This is a genomic window from Paraburkholderia sp. EB58 (genome assembly GCF_050436665.1).
In the GTDB taxonomy this organism is placed as follows: Bacteria; Pseudomonadota; Gammaproteobacteria; order Burkholderiales; family Burkholderiaceae; genus Paraburkholderia.
Map to the genome: position 1 here is coordinate 116,206 of NZ_JBNDMQ010000016.1, position 24,533 is coordinate 140,738.

25 protein-coding genes are annotated in these 24,533 nt (G+C 58.3%); 13 read left to right on the forward strand and 12 right to left on the reverse strand.

Annotation, left to right across the window (positions count from 1 at the left end; genetic code table 11):
- Positions 1-48: 48 nt before the first annotated feature.
- The 3 genes from P3T40_RS23305 to P3T40_RS23315 all read right to left on the reverse strand — a co-directional run bounded on the left by P3T40_RS23305 (position 49) and on the right by P3T40_RS23315 (position 2,392).
- The gene (locus tag P3T40_RS23305; protein WP_429270063.1) at positions 49-774 is read right to left on the reverse strand and encodes a GntR family transcriptional regulator; all 726 of its coding nucleotides are present in this window, start codon (positions 772-774) and stop codon (positions 49-51) included.
- A 396-nt stretch (positions 775-1,170) separates the two neighbouring features.
- Complete coding sequence (locus P3T40_RS23310; RefSeq protein ID WP_429270064.1) at positions 1,171-1,959, reverse strand: maleate cis-trans isomerase family protein; 789 nt, start codon at positions 1,957-1,959, stop codon at positions 1,171-1,173.
- Positions 1,960-2,044: 85 nt separating this feature from the next.
- On the reverse strand, positions 2,045-2,392 hold the full coding sequence (locus P3T40_RS23315) for a RidA family protein (RefSeq protein ID WP_429270065.1): 348 nt from the start codon (positions 2,390-2,392) through the stop codon (positions 2,045-2,047).
- Between the two features lie 237 nt (positions 2,393-2,629).
- On the opposite strand from P3T40_RS23315, the gene P3T40_RS23320 reads away from it, so the two are divergent.
- The 7 genes from P3T40_RS23320 to P3T40_RS23350 all read left to right on the forward strand — a co-directional run bounded on the left by P3T40_RS23320 (position 2,630) and on the right by P3T40_RS23350 (position 10,262).
- Complete coding sequence (locus tag P3T40_RS23320; RefSeq protein WP_429270066.1) at positions 2,630-3,871, forward strand: D-amino acid dehydrogenase; 1,242 nt, start codon at positions 2,630-2,632, stop codon at positions 3,869-3,871.
- Positions 3,872-4,268: 397 nt separating this feature from the next.
- On the forward strand, positions 4,269-4,832 hold the full coding sequence (gene ddpX / locus P3T40_RS23325) for a D-alanyl-D-alanine dipeptidase (RefSeq protein WP_429270067.1): 564 nt from the start codon (positions 4,269-4,271) through the stop codon (positions 4,830-4,832).
- 58 nt (positions 4,833-4,890) lie between these two features.
- Positions 4,891-6,498 carry an ABC transporter substrate-binding protein gene (locus P3T40_RS23330; protein ID WP_429270068.1) on the forward strand — a complete coding sequence of 536 codons (1,608 nt, stop codon included), beginning with the start codon at positions 4,891-4,893 and terminating at the stop codon, positions 6,496-6,498.
- An 85-nt stretch (positions 6,499-6,583) separates the two neighbouring features.
- Complete coding sequence (locus P3T40_RS23335) at positions 6,584-7,624, forward strand: ABC transporter permease (protein WP_429270141.1); 1,041 nt, start codon at positions 6,584-6,586, stop codon at positions 7,622-7,624.
- 64 nt (positions 7,625-7,688) lie between these two features.
- Positions 7,689-8,603 (forward strand): nickel transporter permease, encoded by a 915-nt coding sequence (gene nikC / locus P3T40_RS23340; protein WP_429270069.1) that lies wholly within the window; start codon positions 7,689-7,691, stop codon positions 8,601-8,603.
- Position 8,604: 1 nt separating this feature from the next.
- Entirely contained in the window at positions 8,605-9,483 is an 879-nt protein-coding gene (locus tag P3T40_RS23345; protein WP_429270070.1) for an ABC transporter ATP-binding protein, read from the forward strand.
- Positions 9,480-10,262: an ABC transporter ATP-binding protein gene (locus tag P3T40_RS23350; protein WP_429270071.1), complete on the forward strand. Its 783-nt coding sequence runs from the start codon at positions 9,480-9,482 to the stop codon at positions 10,260-10,262. The genes P3T40_RS23345 and P3T40_RS23350 overlap by 4 nt, the downstream gene beginning before the upstream one ends.
- Here the strand turns inward: P3T40_RS23350 and P3T40_RS23355 are convergent.
- Complete coding sequence (locus P3T40_RS23355) at positions 10,257-10,670, reverse strand: phasin family protein (protein WP_429270072.1); 414 nt, start codon at positions 10,668-10,670, stop codon at positions 10,257-10,259. The two genes, P3T40_RS23350 and P3T40_RS23355, sit on opposite strands and share 6 nt — an antisense overlap.
- A 15-nt stretch (positions 10,671-10,685) precedes the next feature.
- A complete protein-coding gene (locus P3T40_RS23360) occupies positions 10,686-11,429 on the reverse strand; it encodes an HAD family hydrolase (RefSeq protein ID WP_429270073.1) in 744 nt (247 codons plus the stop codon).
- 226 nt (positions 11,430-11,655) lie between these two features.
- Here P3T40_RS23360 and P3T40_RS23365 point away from each other — a divergent pair, with 226 nt between their 5' ends.
- Complete coding sequence (locus tag P3T40_RS23365; protein WP_429270074.1) at positions 11,656-12,129, forward strand: RidA family protein; 474 nt, start codon at positions 11,656-11,658, stop codon at positions 12,127-12,129.
- Positions 12,107-13,321 carry an amidohydrolase family protein gene (locus P3T40_RS23370; RefSeq protein WP_429270075.1) on the forward strand — a complete coding sequence of 405 codons (1,215 nt, stop codon included), beginning with the start codon at positions 12,107-12,109 and terminating at the stop codon, positions 13,319-13,321. Before P3T40_RS23365 ends, P3T40_RS23370 begins: the two co-directional genes overlap by 23 nt.
- Before the next feature lie 14 nt (positions 13,322-13,335).
- Here P3T40_RS23370 and P3T40_RS23375 read toward each other — a convergent pair whose 3' ends face one another.
- Together P3T40_RS23375 and P3T40_RS23380 are read right to left on the reverse strand one after the other, a co-directional pair.
- Positions 13,336-13,698: a type II toxin-antitoxin system RelE/ParE family toxin gene (locus P3T40_RS23375; protein ID WP_429270076.1), complete on the reverse strand. Its 363-nt coding sequence runs from the start codon at positions 13,696-13,698 to the stop codon at positions 13,336-13,338.
- Positions 13,698-13,994 (reverse strand): type II toxin-antitoxin system Phd/YefM family antitoxin, encoded by a 297-nt coding sequence (locus tag P3T40_RS23380; protein ID WP_429270077.1) that lies wholly within the window; start codon positions 13,992-13,994, stop codon positions 13,698-13,700. The genes P3T40_RS23375 and P3T40_RS23380 overlap by 1 nt, the downstream gene beginning before the upstream one ends.
- Positions 13,995-14,404: 410 nt before the next feature.
- Here P3T40_RS23380 and P3T40_RS23385 point away from each other — a divergent pair, with 410 nt between their 5' ends.
- Positions 14,405-14,773 carry a hypothetical protein gene (locus tag P3T40_RS23385; RefSeq protein ID WP_429270078.1) on the forward strand — a complete coding sequence of 123 codons (369 nt, stop codon included), beginning with the start codon at positions 14,405-14,407 and terminating at the stop codon, positions 14,771-14,773.
- Positions 14,774-14,842: 69 nt separating this feature from the next.
- Here the strand turns inward: P3T40_RS23385 and P3T40_RS23390 are convergent, their stop codons facing one another.
- The 4 genes from P3T40_RS23390 to P3T40_RS23405 form a co-directional block, all read right to left on the reverse strand.
- The gene (locus tag P3T40_RS23390) at positions 14,843-14,965 is read right to left on the reverse strand and encodes a BON domain-containing protein (RefSeq protein WP_429270079.1); all 123 of its coding nucleotides are present in this window, start codon (positions 14,963-14,965) and stop codon (positions 14,843-14,845) included.
- Between the two features lie 536 nt (positions 14,966-15,501).
- Positions 15,502-16,068 carry a hypothetical protein gene (locus tag P3T40_RS23395; RefSeq protein WP_429270080.1) on the reverse strand — a complete coding sequence of 189 codons (567 nt, stop codon included), beginning with the start codon at positions 16,066-16,068 and terminating at the stop codon, positions 15,502-15,504.
- 33 nt (positions 16,069-16,101) lie between these two features.
- Positions 16,102-16,419 carry a hypothetical protein gene (locus tag P3T40_RS23400; RefSeq protein ID WP_429270081.1) on the reverse strand — a complete coding sequence of 106 codons (318 nt, stop codon included), beginning with the start codon at positions 16,417-16,419 and terminating at the stop codon, positions 16,102-16,104.
- A 209-nt stretch (positions 16,420-16,628) separates the two neighbouring features.
- On the reverse strand, positions 16,629-18,032 hold the full coding sequence (locus P3T40_RS23405; RefSeq protein WP_429270082.1) for a RepB family plasmid replication initiator protein: 1,404 nt from the start codon (positions 18,030-18,032) through the stop codon (positions 16,629-16,631).
- 1,034 nt (positions 18,033-19,066) lie between these two features.
- On the opposite strand from P3T40_RS23405, the gene P3T40_RS23410 reads away from it, so the two are divergent.
- Both P3T40_RS23410 and P3T40_RS23415 read left to right on the forward strand, forming a co-directional pair.
- Positions 19,067-20,278, forward strand: a complete 1,212-nt coding sequence (locus P3T40_RS23410) for a ParA family protein (RefSeq protein ID WP_429270083.1) — start codon at positions 19,067-19,069, stop codon at positions 20,276-20,278.
- On the forward strand, positions 20,275-21,243 hold the full coding sequence (locus P3T40_RS23415; RefSeq protein WP_429270084.1) for a ParB/RepB/Spo0J family partition protein: 969 nt from the start codon (positions 20,275-20,277) through the stop codon (positions 21,241-21,243). The genes P3T40_RS23410 and P3T40_RS23415 overlap by 4 nt, the downstream gene beginning before the upstream one ends.
- A gap of 470 nt (positions 21,244-21,713) precedes the next feature.
- Here the strand turns inward: P3T40_RS23415 and P3T40_RS23420 are convergent, their stop codons facing one another.
- A complete protein-coding gene (locus P3T40_RS23420; protein ID WP_429270085.1) occupies positions 21,714-23,690 on the reverse strand; it encodes a phage integrase family protein in 1,977 nt (658 codons plus the stop codon).
- Positions 23,691-24,018: 328 nt separating this feature from the next.
- Between P3T40_RS23420 and P3T40_RS23425 the strand changes: the two genes are divergently transcribed.
- Positions 24,019-24,441, forward strand: a complete 423-nt coding sequence (locus P3T40_RS23425; protein ID WP_429270086.1) for a winged helix-turn-helix domain-containing protein — start codon at positions 24,019-24,021, stop codon at positions 24,439-24,441.
- Positions 24,442-24,533 lie beyond the last annotated feature (92 nt).

Below are 24,533 nucleotides of genomic sequence, written 5' to 3' on the forward strand. Positions count from 1 at the left end.
ACCCCTGGCATGGCAGACACACGGGAAGGCGGGTCGAGGCTAAACGGCTTACTGCGAATAGAGCTTGACGACTCCCGCATCTACAACTTTGGCAATCTCCTCCATCCGCCAGGTGATGTGCGTCTCCATCAATTCGCGACAGCGCTTTGCATCGCGGGCCTCAATGGCATCCAAAATATCGAGGTGTTCTGCGAATGCGTCATGGCCGCGCTGCTCAAGGTCGACCCAGCGTACGAAATGGATGCGCGCGTTGATGGCGTACAGCGAGCGGACCATTTCGTTATTGCCCGAGAGTGCCACCAGCCGCACATGAAATTCCTCGTCGCGCGCCACCAGCTGCGTTGCGGGCGCCTGTTCGGCCTTGTTCTTCATGACGTCCTTCCAGAACTTGCGCAGGGCGCGCACGTCCTTGATGTCGGCACGCTCGACGGCGAGCTGCACAGCGGAGGCTTCGATGCTCCGGCGAAGTTCGAAGAGGTCGAAGATGTCCTGTCTGTGCAGTTCACGGACGAAGAATCCGCGGTTGGGAACGAAGTTCAGAAGGCTTTCCGCGACGAGTCGGTTGAGGGCTTCTCGAAGCGGCGTGCGGCTGACGTCGAACTTCTCAGCCAGCTCAAGCTCATTGACCCTCTCACCGGGACGAATCGTATAAAGGACCGCCATCTCCTTTAACTGCTCGTATAGGTCGTTGACGGTCAGCCCCGTCCGCTTCGGCGCGCTGGTCTCTCGAACGCGTGGTTTAGACTCCCGAATGAGAGATGAGTAGCCTGCCATTGTTTGTTTCCTTCCGGTGCCAGCGGCAACGTTCGTTCATTCCTGAGGACCTGCCTCTCTTTCGGCTTTCTGTCGGACGATTCGCGCCCTGCCTTGAGCTCGCCACAAAAACTGGCTAGTGCATTTACCCTGCTTGCGGCCGGCGACATCGAGGTTTGCCATTCGTGGCAGTTGGGAAGTGTCGGCAACAATGTATTCTATAACACTCCGCATCGCTGCCATCGGCGGCTTGAGACGCCTTCGGCATAAATCAACAATCACGGCGCTGAACTGAAAAGCGACACGTGTATGCGAAGGCCCTGTAGAGCCGAAAAAGCAGTCGGGTCTACAGGGCCTGAGGGGAGGTGTCATGTGATTAACATCTACGGAGTCCGAGAACTACTCGGACGACGTGTTCTACTGTTCGCTGCTTTGCACAGTAAACAAACGGCCGAATTGCGGCAGTTCATCCTTGACGCCGCCCAATCGCAGTGAATGCCATGCCATCGCATGGTTGCTGGAAGTCACAGGTTTTCCCAGTTCAGCTTCAATGGATGCAACCTCGTCGGCTAGCCGCAATGACGTGCACGAAACGAAGACGGCATCCACATCGTCGTGCCTCCCTAGCTCCAGAATCGCGTCCCGAACAGACCTGGCATCGATTCGCGCCACTTCGTTGTCGTCAGAATGCTCAAACGACCCCATCCTGACGATGTTCACGCCGCGAGCAATCAGATAGTCGCCCATCGATTCGGTAATGGTACGCAAGTAAGGAGTAAGTAGCGCAACCCGTTTGGCTCCGAGGGAGTTCAACGCAACCCTTGCAGCGGTGATTGGTGTGGTACAAGCCGCGTTCGGCCGAGCCTCCTTGATGCGCTCAATGACGTGGCCTTCACCCAGAACCATGGATGCGGATGTACAACCAAATGCAACAACATCAAGCCGCTCGCCAGGACGGATGACTTCAACGCCTGGCGCAATGAGCGTATCCATTTCCCTGAGCGTCTCGGGTGTGATTTCCGCCGCATTCATAATGCGACTTTCGTAGAATCCGACGCCCTGGATAGCGAGTAGCTTGCGCCACTCGTATTCAATCGTGTGGTCGGTCGCCAGCACGACCAGACCGATTGCAGCGCGATGAGAAATTCCATCATCGAGGGTGAAGTCGAGTTTCACATAGCGCTCTTCAGCTTCGAGAGTGTCCATTCTTGCCCTATCCCATTCACGTTGTCAGCCTGTCCTGCTAGCGAGTTCGGGTTTGCGCAGCAGTGCGCCATCGATTACCTGCAGGTCAGACTGCGGCGATCACCCCGATTTCGACGGTGTACTGCGGGAACGCGAGCTTCGATTCGACGCACGCCCGCGCCGGAGCATCACCCTCGGGAACCCAGGCGTCCCACACCTCATTCATCTCATTGAACGAGTTGTAGTCAGCAAGCCAGATGCTTGCCGACAAAATTTTGGCTTTGCCTGAGCCAACCTGTTCGAGAAGCCGGTCAATCTTCGCGAGAATCTGCTTGGTTTGACCCTTTACGTCTTGGCTCGGGTCATCGGCAACCTGCCCAGCAAGAAACGCAAACCCCGAGTACACCACCGCCTGACTCATCCGCTTGCCACTTTCATAGCGCTTGATCTGCATAAAACCCTCCATACCGTCATGTGAAAGTTCTCATAGGCTAGCTCACATCACACACTATTGTCGACACTTTTATAGACAAATCCGCTATCTTGCGAGGGTCAGCGATATCTCTCATTGCTTTACTTTTTTGTTCGTAATATACATTGGTGTCGACACTTTATAAGCCGGTAAAGGCCGTATTGCACGGCCACAACCGCGCCGGCACAAAGTCATTCCACGTTTCAGATTGAGGGCGTCATGAAAGTTATTGTGCTCGGCGGCGGAGTGGTGGGCGTTACTACCGCGTATCAGCTGCAAAGAGATGGACACGATGTAACGGTCATTGACAGGCAACCCATGGTCGCAGGTGAAACCAGCTGGGGCAATGCAGGGATGGTTGCGCCGGGACACTCTTTCGTCTGGTCGTCACCGAAGGCGCCGATGATTCTGCTCAAGTCCCTGGTGCTACGCGACCAGGCTCTTCGTTTCAAATTCTCGGCCGACCCAAGACTGTACAGCTGGTCGTGGCTCTTTCTGATGGAGTGCAACTCCGAGAAAGCACGACGTAACACGCTGCTAAAGCATCGACTCGCCGCGTACTCGCAGTCTGTTCTCCAGGACGTCATCAAAACGGAATCCGTCAGCTACGACCGCAACGACCGGGGCATCATCTACTTCCATAGAAGCCAGGAGGCGCTGGACCGAGGTGTCGCGCAAATGAAGCTTCTGGAGTCGGATGGTCAGCTTATCAAGGTCCTGAATCGAGACGAAGTTGTGTTGCTCGACCCTTCGCTCTCGTCGGCGAAGGACGAGATTGTCGGCGCGATTTACTGCCCAACGGACGAAACCGGCGACTCAGCCAAGTTTACCCGGGCGTTGGCGGAAATTATTGTCTCGCGAGGCGCTAACGTTCTGAACAATACCAACATCCAGACGCTCGAAGTAACAGGCGGGCAGATTGCCGGGGTACGTACCGACAAAGGCGTTCTGACGGGAGATGCGTATGTACTCGCGCTCGGCAGCTACAGTCCGATTCTGGCCCGGAAAATTGGAATCAATCTGCCTATCTATCCGGTGAAGGGCTATTCGCTCACCATCCCCATCGAGGGTCACATGCAACCGCCCAATGTGGCGGTCGTCGACGAACACAATCTCGTTGCCATTTCGCGATTCGGCGACAGGATTCGTGTCACCGCGACAGCAGAATTCGCCGGGTATAACACGACGCACAAACCGTCGGACTTCGAGTTCATGAAACGGGTCACGCAAGAGCTTTACCCCGACGGAGGTGACTACGACCGTGCGGAAATGTGGGCGGGCCTGCGTCCAATGACTCCGACTAACCTGCCGTTCTTTGGACGCAGGAAGTACGGAAACCTCTACCTGAATACAGGTCATGGCCACATCGGCTGGACAATGTCTCACGGTTCAGCGCGCATTACTGCGGACCTCATCGCAGGGCGTATGCCGGCCATTCCCATGGACGGTCTGGTTCCATGAGCATCGACTCGTCTGAGGTCACGGAGTGGTCAACAGGGCGAATGGGGCAGATCTGTCACGCATTAACTTGAATCGTGTCGTCGCATACCTCGATCAGTATCGGCGGTCCGCGCAGGCTACCGGCGAGTGTCGCGCAACGCGATTGCGCGACACTCGCACGTCACAAAAACGAACAGTTTTGATTCTAGATCACATTAATTCCTTATAAATCATCTAGTAACTTGATTTTTGTACTTTTATTGTTTTGTGTTCATTTTCTGAGTACATTGACAAAAACAAGTACACGGCAGACAGCACATGCCTTCCACAAACGACTTTTCCGACGTCGAAACGCAACTCGTTGAGGACGCGTGCGCAGCCTGCCTTCTTTCATCCGGTATCCCACCACGCCTCCTCCATGACAGAACAGCGACTCATCGAAATCACGCCCGCCACGCATGGCGTCGACATCGACCTCGTCTATGCCACCGAGCGCAACCTGACCGGAAGGCCCATCTACAAGGAAGCCCATTGCCTGCTGCTCGAACCCGCGGAAGCCGGTTTGCGCAAGGCAGTTGAGGTTGCCCGCGACGCCGGCCTGGCACTGCGGATTTTCGACGCCTACCGTCCGCCAGAGGCGCAACAGGTGCTTTGGGATTTCCTGCCCGATCCCACCTACGTGGCTGAGCTTGGCCGCGGTTCAAACCATAGCCGCGGCACGGCAATCGACCTGACGCTGCTAGACGCCAGCGGCAGCGAACTCGATATGGGCACGGGCTTCGACGCCATGACGATCGAGTCGGAACACTTCCATCCCGGCCTGCCCGAGCACGTGCAACGCAACCGTCTGTTACTGCTCGGCATCATGCACGCCGCGGGCTTCGCGCACATCAAGAGCGAATGGTGGCATTACGAGCTACCTGGCTCCCGTGCGCTGCCTCTGATCGACAACGGCGAAAGCGGTCCGTTACGTCTCATGTAGTGGCTTTCGATTTCCCCATCCGTTGTTCCCTGACAGGTTCCACTCCAATGGAGCGAGTATGAAACTTGTATTGCGCAATGCACTGGCGGCGGCAGCGATCGCCACCGCCTTGACCCTGTCGTTCACAGCGGCCAGCCCTGCTGAGGCGGCAACGCCGAAAGACATGTTGGTCATGGCGACTTTCCTCGACGAATTCACCACGCTCGATCCCGGCGAAGTTTACGAGCTGGTGCCCGAAGAATATGTGGCGAATACCTATGACCGGCTGGTGCGGGTCGATCTGAAAGATCCCTCGAAGTTCAACGGCGATGTCGCGCAATCATGGACCGTCAGCCCCGACGGCCTGACCTTCACGTTCAAGATCCGCCCGGGTCTCAAGTTCCATTCGGGCAATCCGTTGACCGCCGACGACGTCGCCTGGTCGATCCAGCGCACGGTCCTGCTCGACAAAGGTGCGGCCGCCGTGCTGCAGGGTATCGGCCTGACCAAGGACAATGTGCTCAACAACGTGAAGAAGGTTGATGACACAACCGTCAGTGTGACGACAGACCAGAAATACGCCCCGACGTTTGTCCTGAACGTGCTCGGCGCGTGGCCTGCGTCGGTGGTGGACAAGCAGTTGCTGCTTTCGCACCAGAAAGCGAATGACTTCGGCAACGACTGGCTGCGCACGAACGAGGCAGGCTCCGGCGCCTACAAGCTCGTCAAGTGGACGGCCAACGACAGCATCGTGCTGCAGCGCTTCGACGGCTATCGCTTACCACTCGCGATGAAGCGCATTGTGCTGCGTCACGTGCCGGAGGCATCAAGCCAGCGCCTGCTGCTCGAGAACGGCGACGTCGATGTGGCCCGCAATCTGAGCCCGGATGATCTCGTCGCGCTGACGAAGTCCGGCAAGTCGCGTGTGACCGCCGTCCCGCAGGCGACGCTTCTGTACCTCGGCCTCAACGTCAAGAATCCGAACCTGGCAAAACCGGAAGTCCAGCAAGCGATGAAGTGGCTGATCGACTATAACGGCATTCAGAGCAACGTTGCGAAGACCACCTACAAGGTGCACGAAACGTTCCTTCCGGAAGGCTTTCTCGGCGCGCTGAACGCGAATCCGTACCAGCAAAACGTCGCAAAGGCCAAGGCGCTGCTGGTGAAAGCCGGGCTTCCGAATGGCTTCTCCGTGACGATGGACGTGCGTAACGGATACCCGTACAGCGAAATCGCCGAAGCCGTGCAGGCCAATCTCGCCCAGGGCGGTATCAAGGTTCAGATCATCCCGGGCGACAACAAGCAGACGCTTGCGAAGTACCGCTCACGCTCGCACGACATCTATATCGGCGAATGGTCGGCGGACTACATCGACCCACACAGCAATGCGCAGGGCTTCGCCTGGAATCCGGACAACTCCGACAAGTCGGCCTACAAGATGCTGGCGTGGCGCAATTCGTGGGATATTCCTGATCTGACGAAGGAAACCAACGCGGCGCTTGCCGAATCGTCGACCGCCAAACGCGCCGAACTGTACCAGACGATGCAGAAGCAGATGCTTGCGAACTCACCCTTCGTGATCATGTTCCAGCAGGTCTCGCAGGTAGCCGCGCGGCCGGGCGTGACGGGTCTCGACGTGGGTCCGATCAACGATCTCGTGTCGTATCGTGATCTGAAGAAGCAGTAACGTATGCGGCGAAGGCGAAACTGTCCTGGCTTCGCCTTCGACCGAGGAACTCATCATGTCGACTCCCCTCACGACTTTCCAGCGCATGCTGGCGCTTTCAGCTGAAAGCGCCAGCATGCGCTGGACCTTGCGCCTCGTACGCTGGATCATCACGCTCGTGATCACCTTCACCGGCTTGCTGGCGGTCACGTTCGTGATCGGCCGCAAGATACCGATCGACCCGGTGCTGGCCATTCTCGGCGATCGCGCCTCGGCGACGGCCTACGCCGCGGCACGCCTGCAGCTCGGGCTCGACAAGCCGATCACCGTGCAGTTCCTGATCTACGCGCGCGATGTGCTGCATGGCAACTTCGGCATGTCGCTGCTGACAGCGCACCCTGTCATCGAAGACATCCAGCGCGTGTTCCCCGCGACGCTAGAGCTCGCGACCCTGTCGACCATCATCGGCGTGCTGATAGGCGTGCCGCTCGGTGTGATCGCCGCCGTGCGACACAACCGCTGGATCGATCACGTTGCACGCTTTGTCGGTCTCGTCGGCAGTTCAGTGCCGGTGTTCTGGCTTGGGCTGATGGGACTGCTGCTGTTCTACGCGAAACTGCACTGGGTAGCCGGTCCGGGGCGCGTCGATCCCGTTTTCGACGGCATGGTCGATACGCATACGGGCAGCCTGCTGGTCGATTCGCTCATCGCCGGCGAATGGGATGTGTTCTTCAATGCGTTCTCGCATATCGCACTGCCTGCGGCCATTCTCGGCTACTACTCGGTCGCTTATCTGAGCCGGATGACGCGTTCGTTCATGCTCGACCAGCTAAGCCAGGAGTACATCACCACCGCGCGCGCAAAAGGCTTGCCCGAGCGCCGGGTGATCTGGCGTCACGCCTTCGGCAATATCGCCGTGCCGCTCTTGACCGTCATCGCACTCACGTACAGCTATCTGCTCGAGGGCTCGGTGCTGACCGAAATCGTCTTCGCCTGGCCCGGTATCGGTTCGTATCTGACGGGTGCGCTGCTGAATGCCGATATGAATGCAGTGCTTGGCAGCACGCTCGTGATCGGCGTCACTTTCATCGCGCTCAATCTGCTGACCGATGCACTCTATCGTGTGTTCGATCCTCGCGCTCGCTGATGTTCCGGAGGTTTCTTTCGTGCAGCCCCCATCCGATCAATCAACGCAAACACAGGACTGGCCGATGAATGCCGCGCCCCGACGATGGAAAGACTGGTTGCTGAGCGACACACCCGCGTCACGCAAACAGGCCGCGCTCGGCCTCGCTTATCGGCGCTGGCGACGCTTCGCGGGCAATCCGCTGTCTGTGTTCGGCTTGGTGATTCTCGCCTTGCTGATCATCATCGCGGCCATCGGGCCGCTGATCGCCCCGCACGATCCGCTGCAACAAGTCCTCTCTGACCGCCTTCTACCGCCGGGTTCGCCGTCGCACTGGTTCGGCACCGACCAGCTTGGGCGCGACATCCTCTCGCGGCTGATCTACGGCTCGCGGCTCACTCTCTCGATTGCGATTCTCGTCGTGGTGATCGTAGTTCCAGTCGGCCTCCTGATCGGCACCACGGCTGGTTTCTTTGGCGGCTGGGTCGATAACGTGCTGATGCGGATCACCGACGTGGCCCTCGCGTTTCCGAAGATCGTGCTTGCGCTCGCCTTCGCGGCCGCGCTGGGACCGGGCGTCATCAACGCGGTGATCGCGATTTCGATTACGGCTTGGCCGGCCTATGCACGTCTCTCGCGCGCGGAGACCCTGCGGCTCGTGCAAGCCGATTTCATTCACGTCGCGCGGCTGCAGGGCGCGTCGCGGATGCGCATCCTATTGCGCTACATTGTGCCGCTGTGCTCGTCGTCGGTGATCGTGCGCGCGACGCTCGATATGGCCGGCATCATTCTCACCGTCGCGGGTCTCGGGTTTCTCGGCCTCGGCGCGCAACCGCCGAGCCCCGAGTGGGGTTTCATGGTTGCGTCTGGCCGCAACGTGCTGCTCGACTCGTGGTGGGTGGCCACCATTCCGGGCTTTGCCATTCTGCTGGTGAGCCTCGCCTTCAACCTGCTCGGCGACGGTCTGCGCGACGTCTTCGATCCGCGCCATGGAGGCTGACATGTCCGCCGATATGACCCACCCCCTATGTGAAATAGACGACCTGCGAATTGGCTTTCGTGGACACGACGGCGAATTGATGGAAGCCGTGCGCGGCCTGTCGCTGACGCTCCATCGCGGCGAGCGGCTCGGCATCGTCGGCGAATCCGGTTCGGGCAAATCGCTAACCGGACGTGCACTGCTCGGCCTGCTGCCGCCTGACGCGCAATACCATGCAAAGGCAATGAAGTTCGATGGTCAGGATCTGCTGGCGATGTCAGCACGCAAGCGCCGGCAACTGTGCGGCCAGCACATTGGCATGATCCTTCAGGATCCTAAATACTCGCTGAACCCGGTGATGACCGTCGCGCAGCAGATGCGCGAAGCGTTCGACCTGCATGGCCCGAAGCTCGGCCGCCGCGAGATGCGAGAGAAGATCATCACGGCGCTGGCAGCGGTGCATATCCGCAATCCGGAGCGTGTCGCCGATGCCTACCCGCATGAGTTGTCGGGCGGCATGGGGCAACGCGTGATGATCGCCATGATGGTGTCGTCTGGTCCGCGACTTCTCATCGCCGACGAGCCGACCAGTGCGCTCGATGTGCTCGTCTCGATGCAGGTGCTCGGGGTTCTCGACGAAATGATCGAAAAGCACGATACGGGCCTCATTTTCATCAGCCATGATCTGCCGCTCGTGATGTCGTTCTGCGACCGAGTCGTCGTGATGTACGCGGGGCGCGTGGTGGAAACCTGCACGGCACGCGATCTCGCCCAGGCCCAGCATCCTTATACGCGCGGCCTGCTCGCGGCAAATCCCCCGCTCGTCAATCCGCCCGATGAACTGCCCGTGCTGAAGCGGGACGCAGCGTGGCTCACGCAATCGACAGGAGCGGCAGCATGATCGACGTCAGCGCCCTTACGGTCCGCTTCAGGACGAAGACTGGTCATTTCGACGCAGTGCGCGAGGCCAGCTTTCATGTCGGCGAAGGAGAAGTGTTCGGGCTGGTCGGCGAATCCGGATCCGGCAAGTCGACGGTGCTGCGCGCGTTGACCGGGCTCGCGCCCATCGCCGGTGGCCATATGAAGATCGGCTCGCATGTGACCGGAGAGAAGATCAACCGCGCCTTTCGACGCGACGTACAAATGGTTTTCCAGGATCCATACGGCTCGCTGCATCCGCGCTTCACCGTCGATCAGACTTTGCGCGAGCCGCTGACAATCAACGGCACCGATCGGCAGGGTGAACGCATCGTCGATGCGCTGCGCGAAGTCGGGTTGGGGCCGGCATATCGCTTCCGCTATCCGCATCAGCTGTCGGGGGGCCAGAGGCAGCGCGTCGCAATCGCGCGAGCGCTCATTGTCGAACCGCGTGTGCTGCTGCTCGATGAGCCGACATCCGCGCTCGATGTGTCCGTGCAGGCCGAGATCCTCAACCTGCTGCGGCGACTTCATCGCGAACGCAATCTGACGATGATCCTCGTGAGCCACAACCTGGCGGTGGTCGGCTTTCTCTGCTCGCGCGTCGGCGTCATGCGTAATGGCGAGATCGTCGAGCAACGCGATATCGAGGCCATTCGCGCGCAACAGGTCGAGCATGAGTACACGCGCAGCCTGTTGCTCGCGACCACGGGCTATCAGCGCAAGCCCGTACAGGCAATCGGCGCGGACGCACCGTTATAAACGCTCTCGCAATGAAGAGTTGTCATCCAACCTGAACTTCGGCTTGCCCGTAAACGGTTCACGACAAGCGCTCTGCAGAAGACTTCCGGAGTGCGCGAACATCGCTGTAAAGAACCGATTTGTCGTCTCAAGAGTAATGTCTTCCACATGTCGCCAGTATGCGCAGGTCTTTTTGACGGCGGCCGAAAGTTGCTGCGAGTGCAGCTCAATGAGCTCACTCAGAGATTGCGCAGACAGCGCCGCGTCGGCCAAGGCCTGCTGCCCAGAGATTGACGTTTTTACGCTCTGTACATTCAATTCGACAAGTCTTTTGTAACCACCAAAGAACTCACTGGTGCAATCGAAGACCGCTTCCACGGCCGTCGCGCGTTGGTGCAATGGAAACGGGTTCAGCGTAACGGGGTACATAAGGACTCCTTGATGTCAGGCGCGACCGGCGCCCTGGGTCTGCAACGGTGACAGGGGTTGATTTCGAGGCGAAGCGTCCGCTATACGAGGTTGGGGGCTGCTCATCAGTGGAGATGCGTCGAAGCAGGCCAGTAGCGCACCAGGACCTGGATAGACTGCGATGCATCCACCTGCCCGAAGACTGGCTTCCGTAAACCCACCGCATAGCATTCCAATGGTTTGCATCCCTGCCCTGCCAGCCGCTTGCGCATCGTAGGGGGTATCGCCGATCGCCATGGCATCGGCCGCGGCAATCCCTAACTTCTGCAGTGCCACTTCAAAAATGTCGGGCGCCGGCTTTGACTTGTCGGCGTCGCCGGAGGATGTGCATTCGTCCACCAGCTTTGTGATACCCGCGACATCGAGATAAACCTCCAGTTCTGCCTCTTGGGCCGACGAAGCGACTGCCACCATGAGACCGGCTTCGCGCACGCGTCGTAGCAGTTCCGGCACTGCTGAGAATGGGCGAACCATCGGCAGGTATGTCGTCCTGAACCGCGTCCCGCGCCATTCTTCTAGCGCGTCGCCGTAATCCTGTTGCTGGGCCTCGGAAAGGAAAACGGGAATGAGCTGGTCGCCGCCCTTGCCGATCTGGCTCCGGGCTTGTTCGAACGTGACGTCGTGCCCGAACATGGCGAACGCTTCCTGCCATGCGCATGCATGCAGGTCCACAGAATCAATCAGCGTTCCGTCGATATCGAAAATAGCGGCCTTGGTCATGGCGAGTTGCTCCAGATGAGTGCAGACGCGGAACATTGCGTTCATCACCATGCGCAAGCCGCGTACCCAACTTTCCGTTGCACACGCATGGCAGCTTGAAACGCCCGCTCACCAGCCAATTTGTGCGACCATCCCAACAATGGGACAATTCCCGCGACGGATGTCGTGCAACGCCACAATCTTTGCAAGCCACAACGCGAGTTGTCGTTAATGAGGAGATAGGGCTATGACCACAAACGATTCACCGGCAAAACGTCTTGAAGCGCTTGGTCTGGTTCTTCCGAAAGTGCCGGTACCGCGCGGCGCCTTCAAACCGTATTCGCGCACCGGCCCGCTGATCTTTCTCGCCGGCCAGATTTGCGAGTGGGGAGGCGACGTCCGCTACGCTGGACCTGTCGGCGAGAAACACGATCTTGAAGCCGCTCAAAAAGCCGCACAGATCTGTGCGCTGAATCTGCTGGCGTCGCTTCACCTCGCACTCGAAGGCGATCTCGACCGCGTCGTGAGTTGCCATCGGCTGGGCGGGTTCGTTTATTGCACGCCGGGCTATCCCGACGTCCCCAAGGTCATCAACGGCGCTTCGGACCTGATGTTCGCGGTGTTCGGGGAACCCGGCCGCCATGCGCGCACCGCAGTTGGCGTGGCAACGCTGCCGGCTGGTGCAACGGTGGAAGTGGATGGTATTTTCGAAGTCCGCTGAGCCAGGAGGTCTTATTAACAGGAACCTGCTGATCACGAACGTGCGGCAACGCGACGGGAAACGGGTTGACATCGCCATTGCCAACGGTCTGATAGAGAAGATCGGTACCAACCTCGAACGTGACCCTCATGCCGCGCATGAAGGCGGTGGGGGCGCACTCGTGCTGCCGGGCTTCGTGGAAGGCCATACGCATCTCGACAAGACGAATTGGGGCATGCCCTGGGTTCGTAACGACGTGGGCCCGACCCTCGTGCACCGCATCGAAAACGAGCGGACATGGCGCGCAGCCACGCAGCACGATGCCGCCAAACAGTCGCTCGCGCTCGCCCGCGCGTTTCTCGCGCTCGGAACGACGCGACTGAGGACGCACGTCGACATCGACACAGACGCGGGCCTGCGGCATTTGCACGGCGTGGTCGAGACGCGCGAGACGCTGAAGGACGTGATGGAAATCCAGATCGTCGCCTTCCCGCAATCTGGCGTGCTGCGCCGTCCCGGTACGAGCGAGCTGTTGAATGAAGCGTTGCAAGACGGTGCCGATGTCCTCGGCGCGCTCGATCCATCGCTGATCGACCAGGATCCGGTGGCATCGCTCGATATCACGTTTGCCACCGCCGATCGCCACCAAAAACCGATCGATATCCATCTCCACGAACCGGGAGAGATCGGTGCGTTCACGTTCGGCTTGCTGCTCGACCGCGTGCAAGCCTTGGGGCTGCAAGGCCGCGTGGTGGTCAGTCATGCGTTTTGTCTTGGCATGCTGGCTGCGCGCGAACGCGATGCGTTGTTGTCGAGGATTGCAAAGCTGGGAGTGTCGGTGCTCACCACGGCACCGTCCTCGGTGGAGGTACCGCCGTGGCACGCCTGCAGGGATGCGGGCGTTACGCTGTTTGCAGGCAACGATGGAATACGTGACATGTGGTCTCCGTATGGCACCCCCGACATGCTCGAGCGCGCGATGCACCTGGGCATGCGATACGACTTGCGACGCGACGATGACCTGGAACTTGCGTTCGATTGCATCAGCACACAAGGCGCGAAAGCTTGCGGTTTCGAGAACTACGGATTGCACGAAGGTGCGCGCGGCGATCTGGTGCTGGTAACGGCTGAGACAACCGCTCAAGCCGTGGTCGAGCGGCCAAAGCGAAAGCTGGTAGTGGCCAGAGGAAAAGTCGTGGCAAGGAACGACTGAATCGAGGTAGGGGCCTACCCCGGCATATACCTCAACTCTCGCTGGTGGCGAATGGACAACAGCAAAACATGGGTATCAGAGTGTGCGTACAAAATCAGATAGGAGCGGATGACGTACTCCCGAATTTCAGGAAGGTTCGCTTTACTCGCCAGTCGCAGTACGCGTTCCGACCGGCTTTGACCTTCGACCGTGTTAGTAGCCAGCATCCCCGCAGGACGGCCAATTTTTGGGTGAAGCGCGACGAGATCGCCGAAACGGACGATTTCGCTTATCAACTCTTCCATCCTGTCTGCTGCCGAATGAACATCTTGCACGAGCAAGAATTCCTGAATCGCCTCCAGCCGTTCCTCGAGGGTCTCCGCAAAATCAACACGCATCATTTCTTCGACGCAGCGCGTTGCCGCATGGAGTCGCGCAGTTCTCCCAACGGTTTGACCCGGCCAGCGAGCGCATCCTGAAGACTCCTCTCGGCGTCATCCAGCATAACCAGCCGGCCATGCTCCGCTTCCAGGGCGTGGTAGTAGTCCAGCTTGCGTGCGTCGACAATCGCAACGTACGCAGAGCCGTTCTTCGTGAGCACCTTCTCGGCGCCCGCGACCACGTCTTCGGCCAACTCGGTGAGCCGCGAGCGGGCTTCGCTAATGGGCACTACATCATGGGTTCGGAATGACATGACTGAATCTCGTACGAAATTGGTTAACATAACTGTACAAACATACCGCAAAAGAGTCAAACCAAGCCTGATCGCAGCAACGGGGCGGCCCGCCTTCTTGGGCGCTGCTTTGTCCGCCGCCCGCGGCGGACAAGATGGGAAGCGAATCGCTCCACCGTTAGTTGCGTTTCTACATCGGCGAACCGCTACGCTCAAGCACAGAAGCGGGTGCCGTCCGTGCCGACGCGCAACCAACACAGGCAGCATCATTGCCTTGCCGAGTCGCCGCCCCGGTGGGAGGGAGCGCGCGCATTCGAATAAAAATCCGTGTCATTCCGCAAGACTGAGTCACACCGTTAAGCCACACTTTGCTGGGGAACCGCCCCGAGTTTGCACATTCTCCGTTCAATCCATCCCGCTTTAAGGCCCGCGTGGACAACCCCCTGATTTTTGGCTTTGCGCTAGGCCCTGGCGAAACGGTCGGCGAGGGGGGCGTGCTCGGCGCATTGTCCGCGCGCGTCAAGATCACGACACTCACGGATGCGGTGACCTACTGTCTAAAAAAGAACGATCTGACTCCCGTGCTTAAACAGAACCCTGATGTCGCGAGGCTGAGGTGCCAGTTAGTCACCCAGCGCCAGCAAACGCTGAAGAAGATCGGGGCACCCACGCCGGCTGGCATTCCGAGCAATCGTTATTTCAGTGGCGACGAAGGCGCACCTGATCGATTCCCGGCAATCGAAGATTGCCGGGCTCGGCGCGCGACGGCGCAGCGGGCGAATTCAGGGGTTTTCTCCTGAAAAAAAGCGATCGCGCTACCAGGCGCCGGACCACCAAACGCCTTCGCACACGTCACCAGGTTGCGCAGGTCAATAGTCCCCATGCTCTTGCAACGTCAACCTGCTCGTGACCTTCGTGACACCAGCGACCTGACGCGCAGCACTGATCGCCGCCTGTTCCTGTGCCGGATCGTTGATGTACCCTCTAAGCACTACGCTGCCCGTTGCGGCGTTGCCAGAAACATAAATTCCGACAGCTCAAACGGAGCGGTTCTTATAGATTGCGCGCAACACTGCACTCTCAAATCGATAGTTCTGCGCGTGCGTCGATTTTTTACTGCTGGCGACGGTCGTCGCAGAACCGAAGGTCGTCGCGGGCGCGGCAGCCCCTTGCGGCTGCGCCGAAGTCTGCGCATAAAGCGTCGATGAAACCAGCGCCACAACGGCCACAAAGAGAAAATCTCGAGGCCTCATCATCACAGCACCCCTTGCCCTCGTCGATAAGATATCCGCGCTAGCCTGGATAGTGCGTCCCGCAGTGCTCCGAAAAACATCTCGTTATCGCAGGGCTGATCGCTACTTCGTTCACGGCAATAACGTATGTCGATGCCCAAACTGCCGATACCTCGTCGGATGCTCCAGCAGCACCGAGCAAAAAGGCTGTACGCAAGCAAAATCACCAGCTCGAATCAAGTGTTCGGCATGCCTTGTCGAAGGCCAAGAATCTCGATACGTCGAATATCACCGTGTTAGCCCGCAGCGGTGCTGTCAAGCACCAGTTTCGCGGACCGAAACGCCAGCCAGAGGATGCCGAGCACAACAAGAAACATGAAGATGCCATTGAATGCCGCGCCCTGCTGCACCGATGCAAATTCGTCGTCGGCGAGGGGGGGCTGTTGACCGGTGAGGTGGATGTGTACGCCGTATTTGGCTTCCAAGTTCAGCGAGGTACCCGTTTTGCGAATCAATTCGGTCGCACTCCCACCCGCCTTGAGCGACGCGTAATCCAGCACGGCCTGTACGAAAATGAACGAGCGTGCGGGCAACGTCGTACTGGGATCAGCCACCGCGCGCCATGAGAGCGGCGCGTGCTGATTTTCCTGCACGCGGTCCAGCACAGTCGCGCTGTGGTCGAGAAGCGGAGCCAACCCACTCAGCTTGACCCGACCGATTTCAAGGGGCAACAGCAACGTCGAGGTCAACAGGTTCGCAAGTCCGGTCAGACTCGGGTCGTGGGCCAGGTCGTTGATGAGCGGACGCGCCTCGGTCAATTGCGCTGTAGTCGACTCAACATCGTGCAGAGGTAAGAAGAGCAAACCATTATGTTCGAAGAACGGGCCGGCGGCAGGCTAGGTTACCGCGGTGAACTGCCTGGTGTCGGTATCGAGAGCATTTGCAAGGATGCCGGCCGCGGTATCGACAAACTCAGATGCGGTCCCTTCGACCACAACGAGTATGGAGCCGCCACGTTGCGGAAACGCACGGTCCATGGCGGTCGACAATGCATTCCATCGTTTGTCGAGCGTTAGCAGCCGGCCGGTATCGGTGTCAATCCTGAAGTGATGCGCGACGTAGTAGCCGCTTATCAACGCGAGGACGAGCGATAACCCCATCACGAACATGCAGTGACGCATGGACCACGAGACGATGCGGACGACCGGCGCCATGTTTCGTGCATGTGGACGGAGCTTATCGAGACGTTAGTGTAGCGGAGTTATTCGAAACGCGACGGAACGCGCAGGTTGCCAAAACGAACGTTTTGCTCTTGCGAACGGACAATGACGGGATGCACCCTACTCTCCGTGACGAACTTCGCCGCTCGCCAGGCATTCATATTAATAAGGATACCGAAATTGCAGAAATCCGCTGCCGTAACTCACGCTGCTGTGCGCGCGGCGTTTATGCGACCGAACACAAATTGTCCGAGGTACCAAACCAGCTCTGAATTCGCCAGGATTTCGTCCTCTGTCACAGTCTGGGCGTCCAGCTTCATGCGTCGCAGCATCAGTTTGCCCTCTCTCGACGCAACCCACAGACGGATCAGATCCTTACGCGCTTTTGCGTCGGCCGCGTTGAAGTGTTCGCGACCGGCGCGCGACTCTTCGTTCATGCGTGCACGCACCTCTTCGTCGCGTGAGGCGACGCTGCGCGCAACCGTAGACTGCGTCTGCGACAGGCTGGTCTTCGCTTCCACTTCATCAGTAACAAGCTTCGTCTGGACCTCTACCATCTTCTTCTCGGCTTCAGACATCTTCCAGTTATCGCGCAGGGCCCTCATCAGGTACCCAGCGGGACTCTTCTTCACCAAGCCGCGATTGAGCTTGAATCGCGTGTATTCGACCGCTTGCAGTATGTGCGAATCGGTCCAGACATCACGGTTCTCGGAAATCTCGCTGAATTGCTTGGTCGAGAGGTTGAACTCTTCCTTAAGGATCTTATAGAGATGACTCGCGTCGGCGAGGCTAGCCATAGCGGCGTCAGCCGTATCCTTGCGTTTGAGCTGGAAGCGAATGCGGTCGATCTTCTTCGACGTGGTGGACTCGGTCCTCGTCTCATAAGACAGCTCGATGTCCGACACTTCGTTGATTTCACGTACGGCGGGTTCAAGCCAGTCGCGCTTGAAGTACTTGAAGATGGCGGCGTTCGCGCCCATTCTGCCCGGCCAGTTCCGCATGTCTTCGAGGCGTATCCACTCCGTCCTTCCCTCAGGAACGCTCGGCAAGACCTGGTCATAAATAGCCCGTGCCAGGCTTCGCGTAAACGCCGTCGAGATGCGCAAGCTCAACCAATGCGATTTCTTTGGGTCACGTATGTGCGGTACCAGGCGCGGGTGTACGTCGAATCGAATGCGGCCTCGGTGAAAACCCACCATCCCCATGAGCTGCACCGAAACCCATAGGTCGTTTTCGTTGGGGTCCCGCTCGAGCGGTGTGTCGCTGACCTGGATCTTTGCGTCTTGGGCTTCCTCGGCGATTGTGCGCAGATGTTTGAGATTGCGGCTGTCGTAACGCATCAGCCATTTGAAGTAGTTCAGTTCGACGTCGTATTGATCACGTGCCTGCTGTTCCTGCGCGACGATGAAATACGCGGCGTCAAGGAAACGCCGCGCCGGAAGACCCATGTTGACGATCTGGGTAAAGAAATTGTTGCGCTGGTAACCGATCTCGCGATTGGCCTCGGTAATGGGCACACCCAGGTCGAACATATCCTCGAACAATGCGAGTGCCATCTGCCGAGATGTCACTTTCGACTTGTCGTTCTCTGGATTGTCATCCGCCATGTTTTCGCCCATTCTTCATTCGCGCTGTCCGGAAGACTAGGCATGCGTAGGTGAGCTGTCAACACAACCAACCTCACCTTCGTGCCTCTCGCGAAGAGTGCACGCGAGAATGCAGTCTCATCCGCACAAAGAGCCTCACCTTCGCACATTCAACCTCACCATGGGAGGCTCGTTTTCTTGCCAGGACGCCTTTACTGCTCGCTTCACGAGGGACTCGACACAACCAACCTCACCTTGCCGCCTACCGCCGTCCCATGCACATTCAACCTCACCTTTGCGAGGATACAGCCTCACCGTGCGACACATTGAGGCTCACCTTTGTGCACAGTCAACCTCACCTGTGACACAACAAACCGCACCTTTCTTGAGCTAAGTAATTGAAGATAAACGAGACGGTTTTCTCTGTTTGTTGGTTTGGGGGTTTACTTCTTTTAAAAAAACAAACCAACACGCCTCCAGCATCGGAGCGTTATGGGTCTTCGCTCAGGGTGAGGTTCATTGTGCGAAGTACGGATTTCGGAAGAAAATTGATGGTGAGGTTGATTGTGCGGCGCAGAAGCGATGATGCAGATTCTATGATGCGGCGATTGCTGATTCGATGGTATTGCCTAGCGAACCACAGCCTCGGATGGTGAGGTTCATTGTGCAGATTCTTGCAGTGACCTCCGGTCTTTGGACTCCCGGTGCCCTATAAATCAGTCCGAGTCGAGTTGAAGGTGAGGTTCGTTGTGCAAGTTTTGAAGCTGGCTCGCCTGCCCGCCATTTGACGGCATAAGCGGTGCCTCGGAAGGCGCGTTACTTATGAAGTTTGACGTTAGCGTGCATTCGTGGAATCGCAGATAGCACAAGCGACCTCACCATCATTAGCGCGAAGGATGCCCTAACTGCTGGATTTCGCCCGCTCGTCGATGTTGTTTTCCGTGACAGTTGCAAAGTTCTGTGGCAATTTTCGTTAATAAACAGCAATTTGTAGAGCTATTTTCAAGTGTTTACTGTATTCTGAGGTTCGTTGATATTTCCGGAAAAACCTCAGAATGGCGAAAACAAGCCAACTTCCTGCCGTAGACCGAACTGTTCCTCTAGAGCGAATCAGCGAGTTCGCTGAAAAGGTCTCCATTTTCACGGACGAACTCCGTGACACCATTCTCGCACCGCGGCCTCGGAAAGCTGCACCTGTGTTCAAGACAGGAGAGATCGCAGAGATGTGTAGCATCTCTCACTCGCAGGTACAGTATCTCGCGACAAAAAGCGACGGTGAATTGCCCTCAGGCACTGCGGCAGGAACTGGTCGCACGCGTACCTTCACGCTGGAAGAAGCCCGCATCTGGATTCAGAAAGTATCTGACGTCTACCAGACACCTCTGGTGACGGGGACGCGTGAACCCGAGGGGAAGATCATCATCACGGCCCAGCTTAAGGGCGGATCGGCTAAAACCACGACTACGATGTGTCTTGCGCAAGGACTTACGTTGCGCGGGCGGAAGGTGTTAGTGGTTGATCTTGATCCACAGGCGTCCCTGTCCGAGTTGTGCGGCTTGTACGCCGAAAAGGACGTGACGCCGGAAGACACTGTGTTGCCGTACGTGTATGACCAGGAAGTGGAAGGCGGTCTGCAAGCCAGAGTTCAGTCGACGTACTGGGACGGCCTTGATGTCATTCCGGCCCACACCGAACTGATTGGTGCTGAGTTTCATCTGCCGGCCATGCAGAAGATGAGACCCGGCTTCAAGTTTTGGACTGTGTTACGCCAGGGTCTCGAACCTCTGCGCAAGCATTACGACTACATCCTGATGGACACGTCGCCCTCTCTGTCCTACATGAACCTGAATGCTTTGCTGGCAGCAGACGCCATGGTGATGCCGATGGTCCCAGAGAATCTCGACTTCATTAGCTCCCTGTCTTTCTGGAGACTGTTTTCGGATGTGTCCAAGAGTTTTATCAAGTACGAGCAAGACAAAAAATATGACTTCATTTCGATAATGCTTTCGAAGGTCGATTATGGCCGTACGTCGTCGGCTCCTATTGTTCGCGCGTGGGCACAAAGCGCGTACGAGAGCTGGCTTCATTCCATCGAGGTGCCGGCCAGCTCGGTAATGAGCACCGGAGCCTTGGCATTTTCAACGGTTTTTGACGTGAGCAGTTCACACAGCGCTGCCAAGTCGCTGCAACGGGTCAAACAGCCACTGGTCGATTACTGTCGCTGGCTGGACGAAATCTACGCAGAAAAATGGAGGAAGGCGCAATGAGCAACATGCGTGAACAATTGCTGGCCAAGACGGCTGGTATTCGTGCCACTTCCTCGATCAAGGAAGAGGAGGTTAAACGCAGCAATCGTACGCAGACGGCGCCAGGCCTCGCCGGCGCTTTGGCGGTGGCGCAACTCCGAGTGCAGGAACTGGAATCGACCGGTGCGGCATCGCAACTGCCCGTGTCTGAGATCGTGCCGAATCCGTGGCAACCTCGCAGAGTGTTCAACGAGGAGAAGCTGGTGGATTTGGCTGAGTCCATTCGTGAAGTTGGACTGATGCAGCCGATCGTGGTCCGGCGATCTGATGAAATCTACCAGATCATTGCGGGTGAGCGGCGCTGGCGGGCGCATAAGATGATCGGCCTGGATGCTGTTAAGGCGGTGGTCGTCGAGTGCTCTGACGAAGACATGGCTGTGTTGGCGCTCGTTGAGAATATCAGCCGAGACGATTTGTCCGATTACGAAATCGCGATATCGGTGCGTCAGACGGAGAACGAGTTTCCAGATCGCAAGCGGATGGCCGAGGCGCTTGGGCTATCACGGACCGGGCTATATCAGTATCTGTCCTTTGACAAGCTGCCAGACTTCATCAAGAAGGACTTGGATCTTCATCCGCGGTTGTTGGGCGGGAATGCAGCGGATGCGATTGTTGGAGCTATCCGCAAGCACGGTGAGGTCGGTCTCGACGCCGCTAAAGAGATTTGGCCGCTGGTGGTCGCCGGAGACATGGATCAGGGGAAGGCTGCTGCGGCGATCAAGGCGCTGGCGACGCGCCGTGGAACGACCGGTTCGGCGAGCGAGCGTAGCATTGACAAGTTCTTCTCCGGCAAAGAGCACGCAGGGTCGATCACGAAAGACATCAACAGCTTCACAGTGAAGATCAAAGCGGGTGTCCTGACCGAAGCGCAAGAGACGCAGATTAGGGAATTGTTGAGCCAGATGTTTCGGGCGCAGCCGGACTGAAGAATCGTTTCGTTCAGAGAGAACCCGCTTCGTGCGGGTTTTTTTTCGTTCATCAGATCGGTGAGTCTTCTTGAGATCGTGTGTACATACTATGGACGCGGGGCCCGGCATTGAAGTCGGGAGGTGCTGCGGATGGACGGGATGCCCGGCTTGTGCCGAGGCGAGCCGTCGTGTCCATACTATGTACACGAAGATCCGGACCGTGAGTGCATCGATGGCTTGGCTAGACTTAATCGCCGTGCAAGGTGGAATGGCCTGACGAAAGTACTCACCACGATGGTCAAACCCCGGTCAGCTAGCGCGTAATACCGAACGGATTGTAGCTCGACAGCACGCGACTGGATTCGACGTTCAATTATCCAAGGCGTGTACATACTATGGACGAATTTCGGACGCGTGTCGTTTCCGCATGAAGAGGGTTGCGGCTCTGTGTCCATACTATGTAGGCGGAGCCGCAGCTCTCCATCAATTTAACAAGTGCGCTTGGCGAGCGGATAAGCAGCCGTCGTCGCCAGACGGGCGTGCCCAAGACTACCCTGCAAGTCCCGGCGCTCGACTCCCGAGTCGAGCGCATGAATCGCGTAGCTGTGTCTTAACCAGTGAGTGGTCGCACGACCGAGATGCTCTGCTGCGGCTGAATCTTTAACCATCAGCTTAGCCGCGGCTCGCTCGAACAACTTCTTGAGAACATATGTAAGCCCGTGTGCAGTCAGTGGACGGGCACCACGCGCATCCGTGAGTAAAGGCGTCCCCTGCGGACAGGCGCGCGGGTCAGATGGAAGCCCGCGATCAGAGAGATATTCGTGAAGCGCCGTCATGACGGAGGCTGGTATCGGAAGTGTTCGCACGTCCCTGCCCGGTCCGCCAACGATTAGATTCCAGGCATCCGAGTGCCGGCTGATTTCTCGCTCGCAAGAGAGCTGGTCCACCGTCAGAGAGGCCAATTCCGCGCGACGAAGCCCCGTCGTATAGGCGAGGAGTAACGCGCACTGATCACGGCGCTCGCGCACGGACGGCGAAACGCATTCAACCGACGCAAGAAGAAAGCTCCACTGCTCGCGCGTCAGCGTGCGGCCGGTAGAGTCAAATGGCTCATACGGACAAATGGGTTGCTGAGCCGAAAACGGATTCGTCGCGAGGTACCGTGCATCTACAAGCCACGCGCACAAAGCACGCAGAATTGATCGTGAGGTTTCTCGACTTCGCTCGGACAGTCGGCCATCGAATGGCCGCCACGCTACGTCGAAACGTTCAACCCGGCGCTCACCAACCCAGCGCTTCGCGGGCTGCGGATCCTTCAGGAACGAGTCCAGATACTCACCCGCATCCTGTGCGGTCAGACTGGAAAACGCTTTGCGCTTCTCAATCAGCGCCCACAATACGAGCCGTTCGGCTTCGCGTCGATAAGCCCGGCGCGTGTGCTCACTGCGCGCGCGAGCAGCAAGCCACTTGCGAATGGCTGCCAGATCAGAGGACGCCGGGAGCCGATTGTCCGACTTCGAGCCCCGGTTTGTGCCTGCCCTGCCATCCAATTCCGATGGGGGACGAAGTGCTTCGAGTGGCGCCACCACGGTTGCGGAGATGTCGCTCGCTTCGACGTGGCAGTCACGCGGCACGCTGCGGACCAAATCTGCATGGTCGGCAGGCACTTTGCGGCGAGGCATGAGAGCAAGCACGGAGAATTCGTGGCGAAGCGACTGTGCGTTTGCCACCAGCCATGTGCTGATACGCGCTGCGGTCTTCGGACCGATCCGCGGCACCTGAACGTACCAACGCCAACGGTAGCGTTCTATCAGCGCTAGCAGATCCGCTAGCGAGGTGAGTCCGGCTGCTTCAAGTCGCTTCGCCAGTGCGGGCTCAAACCACGTATCAAGTGCATGGCTCGGGTCGGGAAGTTCAGCAAGCGTGGCCTCGAGTCGCGCTAGCGCTGCAGCCTGACGTTCGCGCAGACGTTGCCGACGCGAACGGCGCTTGTTCTCGTGCTGACCGCGTTCGATCGGGAACGCCGAGGCGTAGAGTTCGAGTAGCTCAGCCTCGCTATAGAACCCGTCGGGATCGGTTTCTGCGCGGAACGTTTCTAAGTCAGGCGTGGGGCGAGCAGGCGTTGCACTCTTGCGTGCGGACGTTGTGGAAGCGACCTCGTCTTCATCGCCCGTACGGTTCAGACTCCCCGGACGCAAACGCAATAGGCGCGCAGCGGTTGGGTCTTGCGCGCGACGTGCGGCGATCGATAGCGCGTCACGCAACCAGGCAAGGTGGGTGCGCGTACGACGCAGGTCGGCATACGGGCTATAGCGTGCGTGAAGCTGCTCAAGCGCAACGCCATCGAGGTATCCGCGGTAGAGCGCGAAGTCCTCGCGGGTCAATCGTTGGAGCGGGCGGACCGGGACGTCGTCATCAATCAGACTAACCGGTGCCGGTCGACGTAGTTTCGAGGGGTGCTGCACGGCGCGTCCATTTATTTTGTTAAATCAATGAGTTACGGCGAGGTTATCACCGGATGTCTAAGTTGACAAGAAAAAACGCAACTGATGATAAGTGGTAACGGCCGTTGATTTCGCAACCTGGGCTAAAGGGGCTTCGCCGAATAACCGGCAGGCGAAAAGCAGTAAAGAGGCTAACTGCCGATACCCATTACAGAGAGCGGACGAATCGCAGCGGGAGGGGCGCAATAGTGAAAGAACTCGAGCCGCGCTGCTCGGATCGAGGCCGGTGTTGTAACCGGGCGGAGCGTACCGGTTTGGATTTTTTCGGCTCATCTCGTCGCAGCAGGCATTGCTCGATGGCGGTTCGCGCGTACCTATTGGCGGACGCGCCCTGGACTTGTTGACGGCGCTCGTCGAGCGCCGGGGCGAACTCGTCACCAAGAAAGAGCTCATGGCTCGCGCGTGGTCTCAAACTGTGGTGGAGGAAAGCGACCTCAAGGTGCATATTGCGGCTTTGCGCAAAGCATTGGGGGAGGGGCCGCAGGACCAGCGCTTTGTCACGACGATGGTGGGCCGTGGCTATCAGTTCGTAGCGCAGGTCGAACGGGAAGTGATTCCCGTCACCATGACGCCGCCGGAAACACATGCTCGTCCTTCACACAACCTTCACGCAGCATTGGTTCGACCCATCGGACGATCGGAGACGATCCAGCATCTACTGGCGCGGTTATCGCGCGTGCGGCTTTTGACTGTCGCGGGCCAGGCGGAATAGGCAGACAACGGTCGCATTGGTGATTGCCCAGGCGATGGTCGCGGCGGAGGACCACGACGTCTGGTTCGTGAATCCAATTACTTCCGGCTTCG

Excerpts from the sequence above, each read along its gene's own strand:
- nikC (WP_429270069.1), top strand. The coding sequence starts at position 7,689 with ATGAATGCCGCGCCCCGACGATGGAAAGACTGGTTGCTGAGCGACACA.
- P3T40_RS23345 (WP_429270070.1), top strand. The coding sequence starts at position 8,605 with ATGTCCGCCGATATGACCCACCCCCTATGTGAAATAGACGACCTGCGA.
- P3T40_RS23415 (WP_429270084.1), top strand. The coding sequence starts at position 20,275 with ATGAGCAACATGCGTGAACAATTGCTGGCCAAGACGGCTGGTATTCGT.
- P3T40_RS23355 (WP_429270072.1), bottom strand. The coding sequence starts at position 10,670 with ATGTACCCCGTTACGCTGAACCCGTTTCCATTGCACCAACGCGCGACG.
- P3T40_RS23330 (WP_429270068.1), top strand. The coding sequence starts at position 4,891 with ATGAAACTTGTATTGCGCAATGCACTGGCGGCGGCAGCGATCGCCACC.
- P3T40_RS23310 (WP_429270064.1), bottom strand. The coding sequence starts at position 1,959 with ATGGACACTCTCGAAGCTGAAGAGCGCTATGTGAAACTCGACTTCACC.
- P3T40_RS23320 (WP_429270066.1), top strand. The coding sequence starts at position 2,630 with ATGAAAGTTATTGTGCTCGGCGGCGGAGTGGTGGGCGTTACTACCGCG.
- P3T40_RS23405 (WP_429270082.1), bottom strand. The coding sequence starts at position 18,032 with ATGGCGGATGACAATCCAGAGAACGACAAGTCGAAAGTGACATCTCGG.
- ddpX (WP_429270067.1), top strand. The coding sequence starts at position 4,269 with ATGACAGAACAGCGACTCATCGAAATCACGCCCGCCACGCATGGCGTC.
- P3T40_RS23400 (WP_429270081.1), bottom strand. The coding sequence starts at position 16,419 with ATGGCGCCGGTCGTCCGCATCGTCTCGTGGTCCATGCGTCACTGCATG.
- P3T40_RS23315 (WP_429270065.1), bottom strand. The coding sequence starts at position 2,392 with ATGCAGATCAAGCGCTATGAAAGTGGCAAGCGGATGAGTCAGGCGGTG.
- P3T40_RS23350 (WP_429270071.1), top strand. The coding sequence starts at position 9,480 with ATGATCGACGTCAGCGCCCTTACGGTCCGCTTCAGGACGAAGACTGGT.
- P3T40_RS23370 (WP_429270075.1), top strand. The coding sequence starts at position 12,107 with ATGGTATTTTCGAAGTCCGCTGAGCCAGGAGGTCTTATTAACAGGAAC.
- P3T40_RS23305 (WP_429270063.1), bottom strand. The coding sequence starts at position 774 with ATGGCAGGCTACTCATCTCTCATTCGGGAGTCTAAACCACGCGTTCGA.
- P3T40_RS23335 (WP_429270141.1), top strand. The coding sequence starts at position 6,584 with ATGCTGGCGCTTTCAGCTGAAAGCGCCAGCATGCGCTGGACCTTGCGC.
- P3T40_RS23365 (WP_429270074.1), top strand. The coding sequence starts at position 11,656 with ATGACCACAAACGATTCACCGGCAAAACGTCTTGAAGCGCTTGGTCTG.
- P3T40_RS23380 (WP_429270077.1), bottom strand. The coding sequence starts at position 13,994 with ATGTCATTCCGAACCCATGATGTAGTGCCCATTAGCGAAGCCCGCTCG.
- P3T40_RS23360 (WP_429270073.1), bottom strand. The coding sequence starts at position 11,429 with ATGACCAAGGCCGCTATTTTCGATATCGACGGAACGCTGATTGATTCT.
- P3T40_RS23410 (WP_429270083.1), top strand. The coding sequence starts at position 19,067 with ATGGCGAAAACAAGCCAACTTCCTGCCGTAGACCGAACTGTTCCTCTA.
- P3T40_RS23375 (WP_429270076.1), bottom strand. The coding sequence starts at position 13,698 with ATGCGTGTTGATTTTGCGGAGACCCTCGAGGAACGGCTGGAGGCGATT.